The organism is Pseudomonas sp. MSSRFD41 (genome assembly GCF_014230245.1).
GTDB lineage: Bacteria > Pseudomonadota > Gammaproteobacteria > Pseudomonadales > Pseudomonadaceae > Aquipseudomonas > Aquipseudomonas piscis.
Genome location: NZ_JACKZK010000009.1, coordinates 97996 through 113853 on the forward strand (window position 1 = coordinate 97996; position 15858 = coordinate 113853).

Annotated in this window: 14 protein-coding genes; 1 reads left to right on the forward strand and 13 read right to left on the reverse strand. The window is 66.6% G+C overall.

Going from position 1 to position 15858, the window contains the following annotated elements; genetic code table 11:
* Nucleotides 1–218: 218 nt before the first annotated feature.
* The 10 genes from H7A76_RS15695 to iolC form a co-directional block, all read right to left on the reverse strand.
* On the reverse strand, nt 219–1241 hold the full coding sequence (locus H7A76_RS15695) for an ABC transporter permease (protein WP_185699332.1): 1023 nt from the start codon (nt 1239–1241) through the stop codon (nt 219–221).
* 70 nt (nt 1242–1311) lie between these two features.
* The gene (locus H7A76_RS15700) at nt 1312–2859 is read right to left on the reverse strand and encodes a sugar ABC transporter ATP-binding protein (RefSeq protein ID WP_185699333.1); all 1548 of its coding nucleotides are present in this window, start codon (nt 2857–2859) and stop codon (nt 1312–1314) included.
* A 66-nt stretch (nt 2860–2925) separates the two neighbouring features.
* A complete protein-coding gene (locus tag H7A76_RS15705) occupies nt 2926–3852 on the reverse strand; it encodes a sugar ABC transporter substrate-binding protein (protein WP_185699334.1) in 927 nt (308 codons plus the stop codon).
* Nucleotides 3853–3904: 52 nt separating this feature from the next.
* Nucleotides 3905–4087: a hypothetical protein gene (locus H7A76_RS15710; protein ID WP_185699335.1), complete on the reverse strand. Its 183-nt coding sequence runs from the start codon at nt 4085–4087 to the stop codon at nt 3905–3907.
* Between the two features lie 189 nt (nt 4088–4276).
* On the reverse strand, nt 4277–5287 hold the full coding sequence (locus H7A76_RS15715) for a Gfo/Idh/MocA family protein (protein ID WP_185699336.1): 1011 nt from the start codon (nt 5285–5287) through the stop codon (nt 4277–4279).
* Between the two features lie 33 nt (nt 5288–5320).
* Entirely contained in the window at nt 5321–7258 is a 1938-nt protein-coding gene (gene iolD / locus H7A76_RS15720; RefSeq protein WP_185699337.1) for a 3D-(3,5/4)-trihydroxycyclohexane-1,2-dione acylhydrolase (decyclizing), read from the reverse strand.
* Nucleotides 7259–7298: 40 nt separating this feature from the next.
* The gene (locus H7A76_RS15725; protein WP_185699338.1) at nt 7299–8120 is read right to left on the reverse strand and encodes a TIM barrel protein; all 822 of its coding nucleotides are present in this window, start codon (nt 8118–8120) and stop codon (nt 7299–7301) included.
* Nucleotides 8121–8150: 30 nt separating this feature from the next.
* Nucleotides 8151–8960, reverse strand: a complete 810-nt coding sequence (iolB, locus tag H7A76_RS15730) for a 5-deoxy-glucuronate isomerase (RefSeq protein WP_185699339.1) — start codon at nt 8958–8960, stop codon at nt 8151–8153.
* Nucleotides 8957–9862, reverse strand: a complete 906-nt coding sequence (gene iolE / locus H7A76_RS15735) for a myo-inosose-2 dehydratase (protein ID WP_185699340.1) — start codon at nt 9860–9862, stop codon at nt 8957–8959. Before iolE ends, iolB begins: the two co-directional genes overlap by 4 nt.
* 67 nt (nt 9863–9929) lie before the next feature.
* The gene (gene iolC, locus H7A76_RS15740; RefSeq protein ID WP_185699341.1) at nt 9930–11867 is read right to left on the reverse strand and encodes a bifunctional 5-dehydro-2-deoxygluconokinase/5-dehydro-2-deoxyphosphogluconate aldolase; all 1938 of its coding nucleotides are present in this window, start codon (nt 11865–11867) and stop codon (nt 9930–9932) included.
* Nucleotides 11868–12174: 307 nt separating this feature from the next.
* On the opposite strand from iolC, the gene H7A76_RS15745 reads away from it, so the two are divergent.
* Nucleotides 12175–13095, forward strand: a complete 921-nt coding sequence (locus H7A76_RS15745; RefSeq protein ID WP_185699342.1) for a MurR/RpiR family transcriptional regulator — start codon at nt 12175–12177, stop codon at nt 13093–13095.
* A gap of 16 nt (nt 13096–13111) precedes the next feature.
* On the opposite strand, the gene H7A76_RS15750 is transcribed toward H7A76_RS15745, so the two are convergent.
* The 3 genes from H7A76_RS15750 to H7A76_RS15760 all read right to left on the reverse strand — a co-directional run bounded on the left by H7A76_RS15750 (nt 13112) and on the right by H7A76_RS15760 (nt 15838).
* Entirely contained in the window at nt 13112–13354 is a 243-nt protein-coding gene (locus H7A76_RS15750) for a hypothetical protein (RefSeq protein WP_053130677.1), read from the reverse strand.
* 2 nt (nt 13355–13356) lie between these two features.
* On the reverse strand, nt 13357–14289 hold the full coding sequence (locus H7A76_RS15755; RefSeq protein ID WP_185699343.1) for a DHH family phosphoesterase: 933 nt from the start codon (nt 14287–14289) through the stop codon (nt 13357–13359).
* A 76-nt stretch (nt 14290–14365) separates the two neighbouring features.
* Nucleotides 14366–15838, reverse strand: coding sequence for a PLP-dependent aminotransferase family protein (locus H7A76_RS15760; protein WP_185699344.1), 1473 nt, complete (start codon nt 15836–15838; stop codon nt 14366–14368).
* Nucleotides 15839–15858: the final 20 nt, after the last annotated feature.

Consider the following 15858-nt stretch of genomic DNA (forward strand, 5'->3'; position numbering starts at 1 on the left):
CGGTTTGAGGGCGCAGCAACTGAAATGACAGCGAATCTGTCCGACAAACCGCCCAAAGCCCGCAATTGCGGGCTTTGGGGTGGGTGATCGGAGTGCTTTTATAACAAAAAATCCGATTCACGCAGGTCCTTTAGAAGACAAACGGCAGTACCGGACAGCGGATTTGGCCCTTTTTGCGACCGACTACCGCCCTTCCCCTACGCCGCCAGCCATCGGCATCAGCGTGTGTGCTTGCGCTTGTTGCGGTACTGGTCGATGACCACGGCCACGACGATGATCAGTCCCTTGATGATGTCCTGGATATAGGCATCGACACCGACGAAGGTAAAGCCGCTGGCCATCACTCCCAGGATCAGCGCGCCGATCACGGTGCCAGTGATGCGCCCCACGCCTCCGGCCAGGCTGGTGCCACCGATCACCGCCGCGGCGATGGCATCCAGTTCGTAGGACATGCCCATCCCCGCCTGCCCGGTGGCGGCCCGGGCCGAGGCCACCACGCCGGCCAACCCGGCCAGCAGCCCGGCGATGCTGTAGACGATCACCAGGTGGCGCTTGACGTTGATCCCCGACGTGCGCGCCGCCTGCATGTTGCCGCCGATGGCATAGGTGTACTTGCCATAGCGGGTGTAGCGCAGGGCGACATGGAAGATCACCGCCACCGCCAGGAAGATCACCACCGGCATCGCCCCATGGCCAATGGCGGTGTAGGAATCCGACAACATGCTCACCGGCTGGCCCTGGGTGTAGTAGCGCGCCAGGCCACGGGCCGAGACCATCATTCCCAGGGTGGCGATAAAGGGCGGGATCCCGCTGAGGGCGATGATGCTGCCGTTGATCGCCCCCGCCAGCAGACCGACCCCCAGCCCCGCCAGTACCGGGATCCATGCCGGCAAATCGGTCAACCCGGGGAACACCGCGCGGCTGAAGTCGGAAGTCTGCGCCAGGCTGGCGGCGATCATCGCCGACAGGGCCAGCACCGAACCCGAGGACAGGTCGATGCCGGTGGTGATGATCACCTGGGTCACGCCGATGGCCAGCAGGCCGATGACCGAGACCTGGAGGATCATCAGCACCAGGCGCTGGGAATTGAGCAAGAAGCTCTGCTCGCGGACCACCCAGCCGGACAGCTCGAACACCAGGGCGATGCCGATCAGCACCAGGAAGATACTCAGTTCGGTCGGCAGGCGCCGGCGGCTCTTGGCCGGTGCCAGGGCCGGTTTGTTTTCCAGTATTGCGTTCATCACCGTCCACCTTGATCAGGGGCGGCGCCATTGCAGGCGGCCGGCCCAGGTTGAATGTCGCGTATCACCGCTAGTGTTCCAGGGCCAGGCCCGAGGCCAATTGCATCACCCGCTCCTGGCTCGCCTCGCTACGGTCCAGGGCGCCCATCAGTTGCCCCTCGTGCATGACCAGCACCCGGTCGCTCATGCCCAGGATCTCGGGCAGTTCCGAGGAAATCATCAGCACCGCCATGCCCTCTGCGGCGAGTGTGGCGATCAGGCGGTAGATCTCGGCCTTGGCTCCGACATCGATGCCCCGGGTCGGCTCATCGAGGATCAGGATCCGTGGCCGGGTCATCAGCCAGCGGGCCAACAGGGCCTTTTGCTGGTTGCCGCCAGACAGGGTGTCGATGCACTGCTCCAGCGACGGGGTCTTGACCCGCAACTGGCGACACATGTCCTCGCACAGCGCGCGCAGGGCCTTGTGCTTGACGAAACCCGCCCCGGCATAGTGCTTGAGCACCGCCACTTCCATGTTCTCCAGCACCGACAGGCAGGGGAACAAACCACTGAGCTTGCGATCTTCGGTGAGCAGCGCCAGGCCCTGGCTGATGGCCACGTGGGGCTCGCCAATGCGCAACACCTGGCCATCGAGGATGATCTGCCCGCCATCGGCCGGGGTGATGCCGAACAGGGTCTCGGCCACGTTGGTCCGCCCCGAGCCCATCAGCCCGGCGATACCGAGGATCTCGCCGGCATGCAGGTCGAACGACACCCCCTCGAATACCCCGTCCAGGCGCAGGTCGCGTACCTGCAGCAAGCGCTCGCCGATGGGCTGGTCACGCGTGGGGAACAGCTGGCTCAGCTCGCGCCCGACCATCATCGAGATCAGGCTGTCGCCGTCCAGGCTCTCGGCCCGTTGCAGGCCGATGTAGGTGCCATCGCGAAACACCGCCACCTCATCGGCGATGGCGAACACTTCGTTCATCTTGTGGGTGATGTAGATGATGCCCTTACCCTGGGCCTTGAGGTCGGCAATGATCGAGAACAGGTGGGCCACTTCATTGTCGGTGATGGCCGAGGTCGGCTCGTCCATGATCAGCACATCGGAGTCATAGGACACCGCCTTGGCGATCTCCACCATCTGCCGCTCGGCGATGCTCAGGTGGCCCACCTGTTCCTGGGGATCGAGCTCGATGCGCAGGCGCGCCAACAGCGCGGCGGTAGCGCGATGCATCGCCCGATGATCGACCAGCCCCAGCCGGCCCAGCGGCTCGCGACCGATCCAGATGTTCTCGGCGACGCTCATGTGCGGCATCAGGTTGAGTTCCTGGTGGATCATGGCGATCCCCGCCTCCAGCGCCGCCAGTGGCGAGGCGAAGCTCACCGGCCGGCCCTTGAGGCGCAACTCGCCGGCATCAGGCTGGTAGATCCCGGCGATGATCTTCATCAGGGTCGACTTGCCGGCCCCGTTCTCCCCCATCAACGCCAGCACGGTGCCGGGACGTACCCGCAGCTGCACCTCGGACAGGGCCACCACCCCGGGAAAGCCCTTGCTGACATTGATCACCTCCAGCAGGTAAGGCTCGATGACGGGGGTGATCCCGGCCGGATTCGAAACGGACGCACAGGCGTTCATGCTCAGCTACTCCCACCGCCAGGCACCCAGGGCACCCGGTCGGCTTACTCGGTGAATGAGGCCCGGCTACTTGAACTGGGCGACGTTGTCTGGGGTGATCAACCGATACGGGATCCACACCGCAGCCTCCACCGGCTGCTGCTTGATCATCTTCACCGCGGTCTCCACCGAACCCTCGGCCTGGCCCTTGGCGTCCTGGAATACCGACACCGCCAGCTCGCCGCGCTGCACCGCGCGCAGCCCGTCGGGGGTACCGTCGACCCCGGCGATCAGCACGCTGCCGCGTTCCACCCCGGCCTGGTTCAAGGCCATGGCGGCGCCGATGGCCATCTCGTCGTTGTTGGCCACCACGGCGTTGAACTCGCGGCCCTGGGTCAGCCAGTCATTGACCAGGGTCATGCCGCGGTCGCGCAGCCAGACTCCGGTCTGCTCCTGGTCGACCCGAATGCCCGGGTACTGGGCCAGCACCTCCTTGACGCCCTTGGTGCGATTGGCCGTGGAGTTGTTGGCCAGGTCCCCCAGCAGGATCACCACGCTGCCCTTGCCGCCCATCTTTTGCGCCAAGTACTGCATCTGCATCCGCCCGGCCTCCAGGTCGTCGGAGGCCACGGTGACCACCCCCTTGGGCAGGGCCAGGTCATCCGGGCGGCGGTTGACGTAGACCAGCGGGATCCCGGCCTTGACCGCCGCCTCGGTGATCTTGCGAGTGGCGGCGGTATCCACCGGGTTGACCACGATGGCGTCGACCTTCTGGCTGACGAAGCTTTCGACCTGGCTCAACTGCTTGACCACGTCGCTGCGGGCGTCCTCGAACTGCAACTGCACGCCCTCGGGCATGGACTTGGCCTTCTGGTCCATGGACTCGCGCAGATAGGTCAGCCAGGTGTCGTCGAACTGCGACATGCTCACACCGATCCGCACCTGGGCCTGGGCCACGCCGCTGGACAGCAGCAAGGCCAGGGCCAGGGAAACCACTCGGGTCTGGATATTCATCAAGGGTGCTCTCCAGGTTGTTGTCGGTTGGCGGCTCGGGCGCCGCCGTGCCTCAGGCGCGTGAATACAGGACCGGGGCGCCGGGCATGCAGCCCAGCAGCGAACCTTGGTGTTCGACACACAGGCAACCCAGCAGCGACAGCAAGCGGGAGGACCAGAAAGTGCGAGGCATCTCGCGTGGGGCAATGGCACCTGCCCGGGAGGGCAATGGCGCGGCAGAGCGAGGGATCTTCATCGACGGTACCTGTGTTGTTTTTGTTGGATGACTGGCCAGGGCACCAGGCAGAACCTGAAGACCCCGGCAGCCTGGGTAGTCGGCAACCTGGAAACGACTCTATTGGAAAATATTTTCTATATCAACTCATTTTAGAATTTTATTGCAATACCTGCTCAAGCCCCATCCAAGGGCCTTGGCCCTGGCCTCTCAACCATAGAATGCGGGGCGCGGCGGCAAGTGCACCGGCACGATGGCCCCGCTCCGCTGGGCCTGGATGCAAGCGTCGGCAGCCACCGCCGCCGCCAGGCCGTCCCAGGCCGAGGGGCCACCCACCTGCCCTGCCGCCACGGCATCGATGAAGGCTTGCAGCTCGACGTCATAGGCGGCGATGAAGCGCTCCTTCCAGTCCATGAGGATGGCGCTGGACAGGTTGGCCGCACTGCGCAGTTGCACCTGGGGCGGCTCGGGCAGGCGCGCGATACCGCTCTCGCCCACCACCTCGCACTGGATGTCGTAGCCGTATTGGCAGTTGACGAAAATCTCCACATCGATCCGCACCCCACGGGCGGTCTCCAGCAGCACGATCTGCGGGTCGCGCAGTTGCCCATGGGCCTTGCTCGAAACCCGTGGGAACAGCACCTGCACCGAGACGTAGTCGTCGTCCAGCAACCAGCGCAGCACATCCAGTTCGTGGATCAGGGTGTCGGTAATGGCCATGTCGGTCTTGTAGTTCGGCCCTACCCGCGGATTGCGGTGGGCGCAGTGCAGCATCAGCGGCGTGCCGATCCGACCGCTATCCACCACGGCCTTCAGCGCCTGGTAGCCAGCGTCATAAGGGCGCATGAAGCCCACCTGGACCAGGCGCTTGCCATGGGCCAGCTCGGCCTCGACGATGCGCCGGCAGCCCTCGGCGGTCACCGCCAGGGGTTTCTCGCAGAACACCGGCTTGCCGGCGGCGATGGCCGCCAGCACGAACTCCTCGTGGCTGGGCCCCCAGGACGTGACCAGCACCGCCTGCACCTGCGGCGAGCGGATCAAGGCATGGCCATCCCCATGGACTTCAGCCTGCAATTGCAGGTCGTCGACCACCCGCGCCGCCTGTTGCCGATCGATGTCGGTCACGGCCACGACCCGGCTGCCCTGCAGGGTCTGGCTGCAACGCCGGATGTGATCCTGGCCGATGGCCCCGGTCCCGATAACGCCTAGCTGCAAAGACATGGATGTACTCCTGTGGTGGTTCGTGGCAAAGGATCAATACTGGCGGGCCCTGGCCAGCTCGGCGGCGATGGCCCGGGACGCGGCGGCAACCCGCTCGCTGTCAGAGACCTGGGCCACTCCCACATGCCACCAGGACTGGTAGCCGTGGAGCATGGTCTTGGGCAGGACCTTGATGTCGATCAGGGTCGAGACCGTCTGCCGGCGGGCATCCGCCAGGGCCGCCTGCAACTGCTCGAGGCTGGTGACCCGGTAGGTCTTGCAACCGTAGGCCGCGGCGCTCATGGCGTAGTCCACCGGGATCAGGCCGCCGTCGAGCCGGCCGGTGAGCGGGTCGCGATAGCGAAATTCGGTGGCGAAGCTGTCCTGGCCCTGGCCCAGTTGCAGGTTGTTGATGCAACCGAAGGCCATGTTGTCCAGCAGCACCAGGTTGATCTTGCGCCGCTCCTGGAGCGAGGTGACCAGCTCCGAATGCAGCATCAGGTAGGAGCCATCCCCCAGCAGCGCATAGACCTCGCGCCCGGGTTCGGCGAGCTTGACCCCCAGGGCCGCGCCGACCTCGTAGCCCATGCACGAATAGCCGTACTCCACGTGGTAGCTGTTGAGCCCCTTGCTGGCCCAACTGCGCTGCAAGTCGCCGGGCAGGCTGCCGGCGGCAGCGACGATCACCGCGTCTTCGTCCAGCACCTGGTTGAGCACGCCCAGGACCTGGCTCTGGGTCAGGCAGGAGCCGGTGAGTTCGATGAACTCGCGCAGCACCGCCGGGTCCAGCGAGTCCGCGACCTCGGGCACGAAGGCCTGCGCCGAGTACTGCAGTCCATGCAGGCGCTGTACCTCGGCCGCCAGCTGCGCCTTGGCCGTCGTCACCTGCTCGCCCCAGCCGGCGCGATAGTCACGCTCCACCAGGACCTGCGACAAGCCCTGCAAGCCGGCCCGAGCATCGGCCAGCAGTTGCACGCCATCGAGCTTCAGGGCATCGCCGGGGTTGACGTTGAGATTGAGGAACTGCACCTGCGGATGCTGGAACAGCCATTTCGAGGACGTGGTGAAATCGCTGTAGCGCGTCCCCACGCCGATGATCAGGTCGGCCTCCCGGGCCAACAGGTTGGCCGCCAGGCAGCCGGTCTCGCCAATGCCGCCGACGTTCAGCGGATGGCTCGAGAGCAGCGCGCTCTTGCCCGCCTGGGTCTCGGCCACGGGAATCGCGAAACGCTCGGCGAACGCCTGCAGCGCCTCGCCGGCAGCGGAGTACTTGACCCCGCCGCCACAGATGATCAGCGGCCGGCGCTTGCCCAGCAGCAGCGCCGCGGCATCGGCCAGCATGGCCGTGGTGGGCAGGCGCCGATCGATACGGTGGACCCGGCGGGCGAAGAACGCCTCGGGATAGTCGTAGGCCTCGGCCTGCACGTCCTGGGGCAGCGCCAGGGTCACCGCGCCGGTTTCCGCCGGGTCGGTCAGCACCCGCATGGCCTGCAATGCGGCGCTCATCAATTGCTCCGGGCGGTTGATCCGGTCCCAGTACTTGCTCACGGCCTTGAAGGCATCGTTGGTGCTGATGCCCAGGTCATGGAACTGCTCGATCTGCTGCAACACCGGGTCCGGCTGGCGGCTGGCGAACACATCGCCGGGCAACAGCAGCAAGGGGATGCGATTGGCCGTGGCGGTGGCGGCCGCGGTCAGCATGTTCGCCGCGCCAGGCCCCACCGAGGCGGTACAGGCATAGATCTGGCGGCGCAGGCGCTGCTTGGCGAAACCGATGGCCGCGTGGGCCATGCCCTGCTCGTTGCGCCCCTGGTGCACCTGCAGGCCACCCGGGTCCTGCTGCAGGGCCTGGCCGATGCCCAGCACGTTGCCGTGGCCGAAAATGGTGAAGACTCCGGCGACGAAGCGGCTCTGTTGTCCATCCACCTCGACGTACTGGTTGTCGAGGAACTTCACCAGGGCCTGGGCCATGGTCAGGCGTAGCGTGTTCATTTCAGCTCCTTGCAAGGGATAGGGGCATGGCGCCGGGCACTCATTCCAGGGCCTGGCGCAGATGGTCGATGCTGGCGCCCAGGGCCTGGCGGATATCCACCTGGCCATGGACGCAGGCGGCGAAAGGTTCGAACGACAGGTAGCCGGTGTAGCCCTGGTGCAACAGCGCCTCAAGTTGCGCCACGTTGCCGAGCCGATCCGCTGCGCTCACCAGTGCCCGATGGCCATCGCGCAACAGCCCCAGGGGCGCCTGCGCATCCTCGACCCCGGAGATATGCACCAGGCCGGTCAGCTCGGCGAACAGCTCCTGCTCTCCAGCCAGGCGGTGATGGAAGGTGTCGTGCAGCAGGCGCAGGACATCCAGGCTGGCGGTATCGCGGACCGCCTCCAGCGCCAGGCGCTTGCTGCACAAGGCGCTCTCCTGAAAGCCCAGGGGCTCGATGAGGCCGCACAGGCCATGCCGGCGCAGTACCGGGGCGATCCCCTCGAGGGCGCTACGCAGCGCCAATGCCCGCTGCGCGGCATCACGCGCGTCCCCGGCCTCATTCAGCGGACACAGCACCAACCCCCTGGCACCGCAGGCCACGGCATACCCGGCCAATTGCCGCAGTTGCCGCTCGCGCTCCGGGTTCCACACATCGAAGGGGTACAGCGCATTGATCGACAGCACCCGCACGCCACGGCTGGCGCACAGCTCGCGAACCCGCTCCGGCGGCGTGCCATCGGTGATTTCCACGCCCGGCAAGTCATTGCGCAACTCGATGGCATCGATCTTCAGGTCCAGCGCCAGGTCGATGAACTCCACCAGCGACAAGCTCGGGGCGACCATCCGGTTCAAGGCAAAACGCAAGGGCCGGGGCATGTGGCTGATTCTCCCTATGGCGTGGCGCTCTCAGAGATCGAGCAGCCAGCTGTGCCGCGGATCGTTGTGGAATTGCCAGGCGCGTTTCGGCCCGGCCATGACATTCAGGTAGTAGGACTGGTAGCCGTACGGCACGCAGACCGGGTGATAGCCCTCGGGGACCACCACCAGGTCGTGGTGCTCCACGGCCATGGCTTCGTCCAGTCGTCGATCGTCGGTGTACACCCGCTGGAACACGAAGCCCTGGGGCGGGTCGACCTGGTGGTAATAGGTCTCCTCGAGAAAGCTCTGGTGCGGCAGGTCGTCGGTGTCGTGCTTGTGCGGCGGGTAGCTGGAGGAATGCCCGGATGGCGTGCGCACCTCCACCACCAACAGCGAATGCGCCGGCTCGCTGGCCGGCAGGATGTCGCAGACATAACGGGTATTGGCGCCCTTGCCCCGTACGCTGCGCGCGCACTGCTGCGGGCGGATCAGCCGCGGCGCCAGCCCGGCCTCGCGGCAACCGGGGGCCGCGCAGACCGCCAGTTGCACCGGGCCCAGCGCGGTGATCCGGGCCTGGCTGCCCGGCGGCAGGTAGACGGCGAACGGCGCCAGGTCCTCGAACACCGACTGACGCTCGCCGACCTCCTCCCAACGGAACGCGCCATGCCCCGGCGCTTCGCCCTCGACCCGCACATGCCCGGCCAGCAGCACCAGGCATAGCTCGTGTTCACCGGCACTGACCGGCAGGCTTTCGTCCGGGCCCAGGCGGTAGGCGGCGAAACCCACGTACTGCAAACGGCCTTCCTCGAGTCGCACCAGCTCCTGGCCCGCGCCCGTGCCCTTGACCAGCAGGCTCATCGAGCAGCCCTCCCGTGCCCGGCGCTGGCCAGCAAGGCGCGCAGGGTGTCGTAGCCTTTGCGGGCATACACCTCGCTGGGGGCCACCGCCGGGTCCTGCTCGGCTTCCACCACCAGCCAGCCCTGGTAGCCGGCGCCCAGCAATACCTGCAGCAACGCGGCAAAATCCAGGTCGCCATCACCGGGCACGGTGAAGGTGCCATTGACGATACAGTCGGGAAAACTCCAGAGCTGGTTGCGTGCCAACTGCACCACCGGCTTGCGCACATCCTTGAAATGCACATGGCAGACCCGCCCGACATGCCGGCGCAACACCTCCAGGGGCTCGCCACCGCCCATGTAGCAATGACCAGAGTCGAACAACAGGCCCACCTCGGGGCCGCTGCGACGCATCAGCTGGTCGATGTCCTGCGGCGATTCGACGTAGGCGCCCATATGGTGGTGATAGGCCAGGCGCACGCCCTGGGAGAGGGTGAAACGGGCCAGCTCGGTGAGCTTGTCGGCATATGCCTGCCAGGCCTGTTCGGCATGAAAGCGCGGGCGCTCCACCAGGGCGATGGGTTGGCCCTGGATCGAGTCGGCCACCTCGCCATAGACCAGCACCGTGGCGCCGTTGTGCGCCAGCAATTGCACATGGGCGGCGATGGCCTCGATCTCCTCGGCCACCGAACGCCGCGCCAGCTGGCCGCTGTACCAGCCGGAAACCAGCGCCAGCTCGTAGGGCCGCAGCACCTCGGCCACCCCCTGGGCATCCTTGGGGAACTTGCCGTTGAGCTCGAAGCCCTCGTAGCCGATGGCCTTGCCTTCGGCCAGCGCCGTGTCCAGGGGCGTCTCGCCCCCCAGGGACGGCAAGTCGTCATTGCTCCAGGAAATCGGGTTGATGCCAATTCGGATCGCGGGCATGGCTGCACCTTTATTGTTGTTCGGATCGCACTCTAAAAAACCGCCGCGCCACCAAGGCGTGGGGCGTTCATGGGCGGGCGCTGCGCCAAGCCTCGATCAACTGGACAAACGTGCCCTGTACTTGCTCGATCAGCTGCTGGTCGTCGATCTCCCCTGCCAGCCAGGCGCGGCTGGGCTCCTGGAAGATCGTGCGACCCACGGCGAAGCCTCGGCAACTGCTGCTGCCGGCGGCCTGGCGAAAGCCCTCGGCCAGGGCCTGGGGCGAGGCGTTGAGCCCCAGCAATACCACCCCACGGCAGTAGGGATCACGCTCCTGGATCAACTGGTCCAGGCGCTGCCACTGCTCGCGATCCTGGGCCTCGATCTTCCACCAGGCCGGGTAGATGCCCAGGTTGTAGAGGCGCTTGATGGCCCGGTACAGCACCTCGGGATGGGCCCCGGGCACGTCCTTGGGCGGGATGACTTCCAGCAGCAACTCATGACCGCTGGCCTGGGACGCCTGGTACAGGGCGCGGATCTGCGCCTCCTGCTCCAGGCGCAGCATGGGCTCGTCATCGGGATGAAATTGCACCAGGCACTTGATGATCTGCTCCTGGGGCCAGGCGACCAGGTTGCTGCCGATGGCCCGGCCCTGCTCGAACACCAGGGGCCGCGAACCCTGCAACTCCACCGGGCGCGCCACCCACCAGCCACGACCGGTGGCGGCGTTCAGCGCATCCTGGCCGAAGCGCTGGTCCGCCAACACACCGACATCGGCCTCGACGCCCTGGCGTCGCAGGTCGGCCTCGACCCGCTGCACCGCCTCGACGAACAGCAGCTTGAGTTGTTCGATGACCTTGAGCTCGCGCCCGCCCTGGCGGGCCAGTTCCACCAGTTGCCCGCGATGATCGAAGGCGAAGATGAACAGCGGCCGCCACGCCTTGCGCGGCACGCTGACCTGGTGCAGGCGCCGCAGGGTCGGATCCTGGTCCGGGCGGGTGATGGGCCGCGGGCTGCCGAACAGGTAGTCGAGCTCGGCACGGGTCGGCATCGCCGGGGCACAGGCATGGCGCGAGACCACCAGGGCGCCGCAGGCATTGGCCAGCTGGCAGCAGCGCTCATCGTCCGCCCCCTCCAGCCAGCCACTGAGAAAGCCGGACATGAACGCATCGCCGGCGCCCAGCACGTTCAGCACCTCGACCTGCACGCCCTGGTGCACCTGCAACGCCTCCAGGTGCCCGGGAATGGCCCCATGGAACACCGTGCAGCCCCTGGGCCCGAGCTTGACCACCAGGGTCGCGGCCGTCAGCTCGCGCACCCGGCGCAGGGCCGCCAGCAAATCCGGCTCGCCCCCGGCGATCAGGAACTCCTCCTCGGTGCCGACGATCAGCTCGAAGCGCGGCAGGATGCCCTGCACGTGCTGGCTGACCTGGCGGTCGGCGACGAAGCGGGTCTGGCCATCGGCCTTGGCCGCCAGGCCCCAGAGCACCGGCCGATAATCGATGTCCAGCACTCGCCGCACCCCATGGCGCTCGGCATAGTCGAGGGCCTGGATGCTGGCGCGGTAGACCTGGTCGCTGGAAAAATGCGTGCCGGTGATCAGCAACGCCTTGCTGGAGGCGATGAAGGCCTCGTCGATGTCCTCGGCGGCCAGGGCCATGTCGGCGCAATTCTCGCGATAGAACACCAGGGGAAAGCTCTCGCGGTCCTTGAGGCCCAGCAGGACCAGGGCCGTCAGGCGCTCGGGATCGACCCGCACGGCGCGGGTGTCGCAGCCTTCGCGCTGCAACGACTCCAGCAGGAAGCGCCCCATGTGGTCGTCGCCGACCCGCGTCAGCATCGCCGACTTCAGGCCCAGGCGCGCGGTACCGAAGGCGATGTTGGCGGACGAGCCGCCCAGGTACTTGGCAAAACTGGCGACATCTTCCAGGCGGGCCCCCACTTGCTGCGCGTAGAGGTCGACGCCCAGGCGTCCGAGGCAGATCAGATCCAATTGACGCCCACTGGCAAAGCGGTCCTGGCCCATGCTGGCTCCTGTTATTGTTATCAGCCGCTGCCTGCCGCCGGTTCCTCGGCAAGCACTCTTGGTGGGTGCAGACTAGAACGGCTTTCACTGCCAGATCAATATTTATTCTAATTTTTTTTACATGGAATATTTTTTCCACTAAAGTTCGCTGCACGTCGCAATCTGTGCCCTGCATCGTTTCAGCAACGCGCCGCAGGCCCCGGCCGGCATGATTTTCCCGGCGTCGACCCTGTAGACTGCCGCCGTTCGCCTAGTCTCAGGGGCACTACCCAGGCTCGCCCCATCAGCACCGCAAGAAGGATTGACCATGCCCCATACCGATCAGCCGGCCTTGTCCGAAGGCACCCCGGACAGCGACCTCGCCACTCCCCCGCTCGATGCCGAGGGCCTGCTGCAGCTGATCGCCCGGGAATACGAAAGCCTGCCGCGCCAGCTCAAGCGTATCGCCAGCTACATGAGCCAGCAGCGCGACCGGATCATGGTCGATCGCATCAGCGACATCGCCCGCGAATGCGAAGTGCACCCCTCGGCCATCGTGCGTTTCTCCCAGCGCCTGGGCTTTCGCGGCTTCAGTGACATGCAGGCGTTGTTCCGCGAGGCCTATACCCACAAGGCCACGCCGGTGCAGAACTACCAGCAGCGCATCCGCAGCCTGATCGCCAACAAATCACAGAAGGCCAGTAGCGCCGACCTGGCCCGCGACTGCATCGGCGCCACCCTCTCGGGGATCGAGCGCCTGGAACGGGAGCTGGACGAGGCGGCCCTGGAGCGGGCCGTGGACCTGGTGGTCAATGCCGAGAACATCTACGTGGTAGGGGTGCGCCGCTCCTTCGCGGTGGCCGACTACCTGGTCTACAACCTGCAGCACACCAACAAGCGCATCCACCTGGTCTCGGGGCTCGGTGGCAGCTATCGCGAGCAGATGCGCAGCATCCGCCCCGACGACCTGGTGATCGCCATCAGCTTCACGCCCTACGCCAAGGAAACCCAGCACTGCCTGCGGATTGCCCAGCACCACCAGGCCAAGACCCTGATCATCACCGACAGCACCCTCTCGCCCCTGGCCAGGCGCGCCAACAGCGTGCTGCTGGTCAACGAGGGCAGCTCGTTCGCCTTCCGTTCGCTGAGCGCCACCTTGTGCCTGTGCCAGGCGTTGTTCATCGCCGTGGCCTACCGCCTGGAACTGAAGATGGATGAAATCCACGAGCAGAGCGGCTTCGAGGACTAGCCGCGCAGCGGGCGCCTCATTCGTAGATCTTGCCGCAGTACAGGAACACCGCGAAGCGCTTCCACGGTGAGGCGTCGGCCAACCCCTGGCTGGCGCCCATGGCACTGGCTTCGGCCCAGGCATGGGCGGAGTCGAGGAAGTCCTCGATGGAGTCGTTCTGCCAGTCGCTGGCTTGGCGCCGGTCGGCGCTCAAGGCCTGGACGAACGCCAGGAAACTGCGCTCATCCACCACTTGCTGCAAGGCTTGATCCAGGTCCACGGTTACCTCGGGGTCATCGGCGCCTGCCAGGCCAGGCCCATGCGCAGCAACTCCTTGCGCAAGATCGGCCGGTCCAGGCAGTGCAGGCCATTCACGGCCGGGCACTCTAGCAGCCGGTCCAGCTTCTGCGCACTAGCGGCTCCACCACTGAGCAAGTAGCTGCGCCCCTCGCCGAGGCTGATCAGGTTCAGCAGCCAGTCATCGCCCCACTGCCCCAGCACCCTTTCGATCAAGGGCCGTTGCTGGCGCAGCAAGCGATCGGCATTCCACAAGGTCAACTGGGCGAAACGCCTGGGCAGGTTGCTCTCTTCCCCGAGGACTTTCAGGTCCTTGTGCAGGGCCTGCTCCAGTTGTTCCTCGATCTGGCGCTGGCACTGGTCGAAGTAGCGTGCAGGCCATTGCTCGTCCAACCCGGCGTGCCGGGCCAGCATGGCATAGGCCTGGCGATCGGCCTCGGTGCAGATCCGGGCGGTGAAGTTCAGGGTGTTGTCGAGAATCCCGGCTGCCAGCAACTGCGCACTGTCGCGGCTCATCTGCGCCAGCAGCCCCGAGTCGCGCCAACGCTCATAGACCTGGGTGCAGGCAGAGCCGATCCGGCGGATATCCGCACGCGGCCCCAGGCGCTCGGCCCAGAACCCTTCGAACCCGGGATGATGGTCGATGACCTCCACCACCCGTGCAAGATCCACCAGCGGGTCCAGGTGCAGGTGATTGGAAACGTCCACCAGCACGAACACATCGTCGTCGCCGATCGACACCGATGCATCCAGCCCCTTGCAGTTATGGCGCAGGGCCTGGGGAATGCTTTCATTCAGCGGCGCGCTGCTCAGGGCCCGGGCCGGCTGGCCGCGCAGGTTGAGCCATTCGGCGTAGGCGATGCAGCCGGCGTAGGCGTCCATGTCCAGGTAGGCCGCGCCGGAGGTGACAATGATCATGACGTCCTTGTGCAATACGAAGGCCCTGGGGCCGGGGTGCCGAGCATGGCCGGCGAATATGACAGCGCCATGACAGTCATGCCCCGGCCCGGGCTTGCCGGGCCTCATCCACCAACAGGGCCGCCAGGCGCGAGCCACTGAAGCGGATCTGCGCCAGGCTCAAGGCGGCATAGCCGATGATCACCGCCGGGCCCGGGCGCACCTGCTGGCAATGCTCGGCCAGCCCTTGCAGGACGATCCCGAGCGCAGCGGCGCGCTGGCGCAACCGCGCTTCATCGCCACCCGGCGGCAGGTGCAGCAGCAGGTGCAGGCCCGCTTGTTGCCCGCTGATGCTGTAGCAGCCCGGGGCCTCCCGGGCCAGGATCGCCAGCAGCAGGTCGCGGCGCTCCTGGTAGGCCTGGCGGGCGGCCCGCAGGTAACGCAAAAAGGCGCCGCTGGCGATGTAGTCGGCCAGGGCCAGTTGCTCGATCACCCCCACTGAGCGCCCGGTGCTCTGCAAAGTGGCCAGCAGCCGCTCGCGCAAGGCATCGGGCACCAGCATGAAGCCCACCCGCAGGCCGGCGAACAGGGTCTTGTTGAAGCTGCCGCAGTAGATCACCCGATCGTCGCGATCCAGGGACTTGAGCGCCGCCAGGGGGGCGCTCTGGTAGTTGAACTCGCTGTCGTAGTCATCCTCCACCACCCAGGCGCCACTGCGCCGCGCCCACTCCAGCAACGCCAGGCGCCGAGACACCGGCATGGTCATGCCCAAGGGCGCCTGGTGCGCTGGCGTGACGTAGACCATCCGCGCCGCGCCATACTCATGCAGGCGGTCCACATCGATGCCCTCCTCCAGCACCGGCACCGGTATCGCCTGTGCCCCGGCCAGGGCGAACAGCTCCCTGGCCGACAGGTAGCCGGGGTCTTCCAGGCAGACCTCGTCCCCCGGTCGCAGCAGACTGCGGGCCAGCAGGTCGAGGCCATGGCGAATGCCAGTGGTGACCATCACTTGCGCAGGCTCGCATGCGATACCCCGATGCTGTCCCAGGTACTGGGCGATCTGCTGGCGCAGTTGCGGCAGGCCCCCGGGGTCGTGGTCGCACAGCGACTGGGCCGGGGCACTGGCCAGGGCCCGGGTCAGGGAGCGGGTCCAGCGCGCCAGGGGGAACAGCGCCGGGTCGGCCAGGCGTGCGACGAAGGGCTGGCCGGCACGCACGCCCTGGGGCTGCGGCCTCGGGCCATCCTCGTCACTGGCTGCAGGCGCCACGGCAAGCGGCGCACTCAGGTAGAGATCCGGCACCACCGCGCAGACCCGGGTCCCGGAACCTGCGGCCCGGCTGACGTAACCCTCGCTGCGCAAGCGGTCGAACACCACCTCCAGGGTGCCCCGGGACATGGCCCAGCGCTGGGCCAGGGTCCGCGTCGAAGGCAAGCGGCAACCCGCCGCCAGGCGCTTGTCCAGGATCGCCTGGCGCAAGGCGCCATAGGCGCTGTCCTGCTTGCCCAAGCCCTCGCCCAGGGCCTGTGGCAGCGGCAAGTCCAGGGGAACGGGGTATTTGCCACGGCTCATAGTGGTCCACTCGAAATGAC

Excerpts from the sequence above, each read along its gene's own strand:
- H7A76_RS15695 (WP_185699332.1), bottom strand. The coding sequence starts at position 1,241 with ATGAACGCAATACTGGAAAACAAACCGGCCCTGGCACCGGCCAAGAGC.
- H7A76_RS15700 (WP_185699333.1), bottom strand. The coding sequence starts at position 2,859 with ATGAACGCCTGTGCGTCCGTTTCGAATCCGGCCGGGATCACCCCCGTC.
- H7A76_RS15705 (WP_185699334.1), bottom strand. The coding sequence starts at position 3,852 with ATGAATATCCAGACCCGAGTGGTTTCCCTGGCCCTGGCCTTGCTGCTG.
- H7A76_RS15710 (WP_185699335.1), bottom strand. The coding sequence starts at position 4,087 with ATGAAGATCCCTCGCTCTGCCGCGCCATTGCCCTCCCGGGCAGGTGCC.
- H7A76_RS15715 (WP_185699336.1), bottom strand. The coding sequence starts at position 5,287 with ATGTCTTTGCAGCTAGGCGTTATCGGGACCGGGGCCATCGGCCAGGAT.
- iolD (WP_185699337.1), bottom strand. The coding sequence starts at position 7,258 with ATGAACACGCTACGCCTGACCATGGCCCAGGCCCTGGTGAAGTTCCTC.
- H7A76_RS15725 (WP_185699338.1), bottom strand. The coding sequence starts at position 8,120 with ATGCCCCGGCCCTTGCGTTTTGCCTTGAACCGGATGGTCGCCCCGAGC.
- iolB (WP_185699339.1), bottom strand. The coding sequence starts at position 8,960 with ATGAGCCTGCTGGTCAAGGGCACGGGCGCGGGCCAGGAGCTGGTGCGA.
- iolE (WP_185699340.1), bottom strand. The coding sequence starts at position 9,862 with ATGCCCGCGATCCGAATTGGCATCAACCCGATTTCCTGGAGCAATGAC.
- iolC (WP_185699341.1), bottom strand. The coding sequence starts at position 11,867 with ATGGGCCAGGACCGCTTTGCCAGTGGGCGTCAATTGGATCTGATCTGC.
- H7A76_RS15745 (WP_185699342.1), top strand. The coding sequence starts at position 12,175 with ATGCCCCATACCGATCAGCCGGCCTTGTCCGAAGGCACCCCGGACAGC.
- H7A76_RS15755 (WP_185699343.1), bottom strand. The coding sequence starts at position 14,289 with ATGATCATTGTCACCTCCGGCGCGGCCTACCTGGACATGGACGCCTAC.
- H7A76_RS15760 (WP_185699344.1), bottom strand. The coding sequence starts at position 15,838 with ATGAGCCGTGGCAAATACCCCGTTCCCCTGGACTTGCCGCTGCCACAG.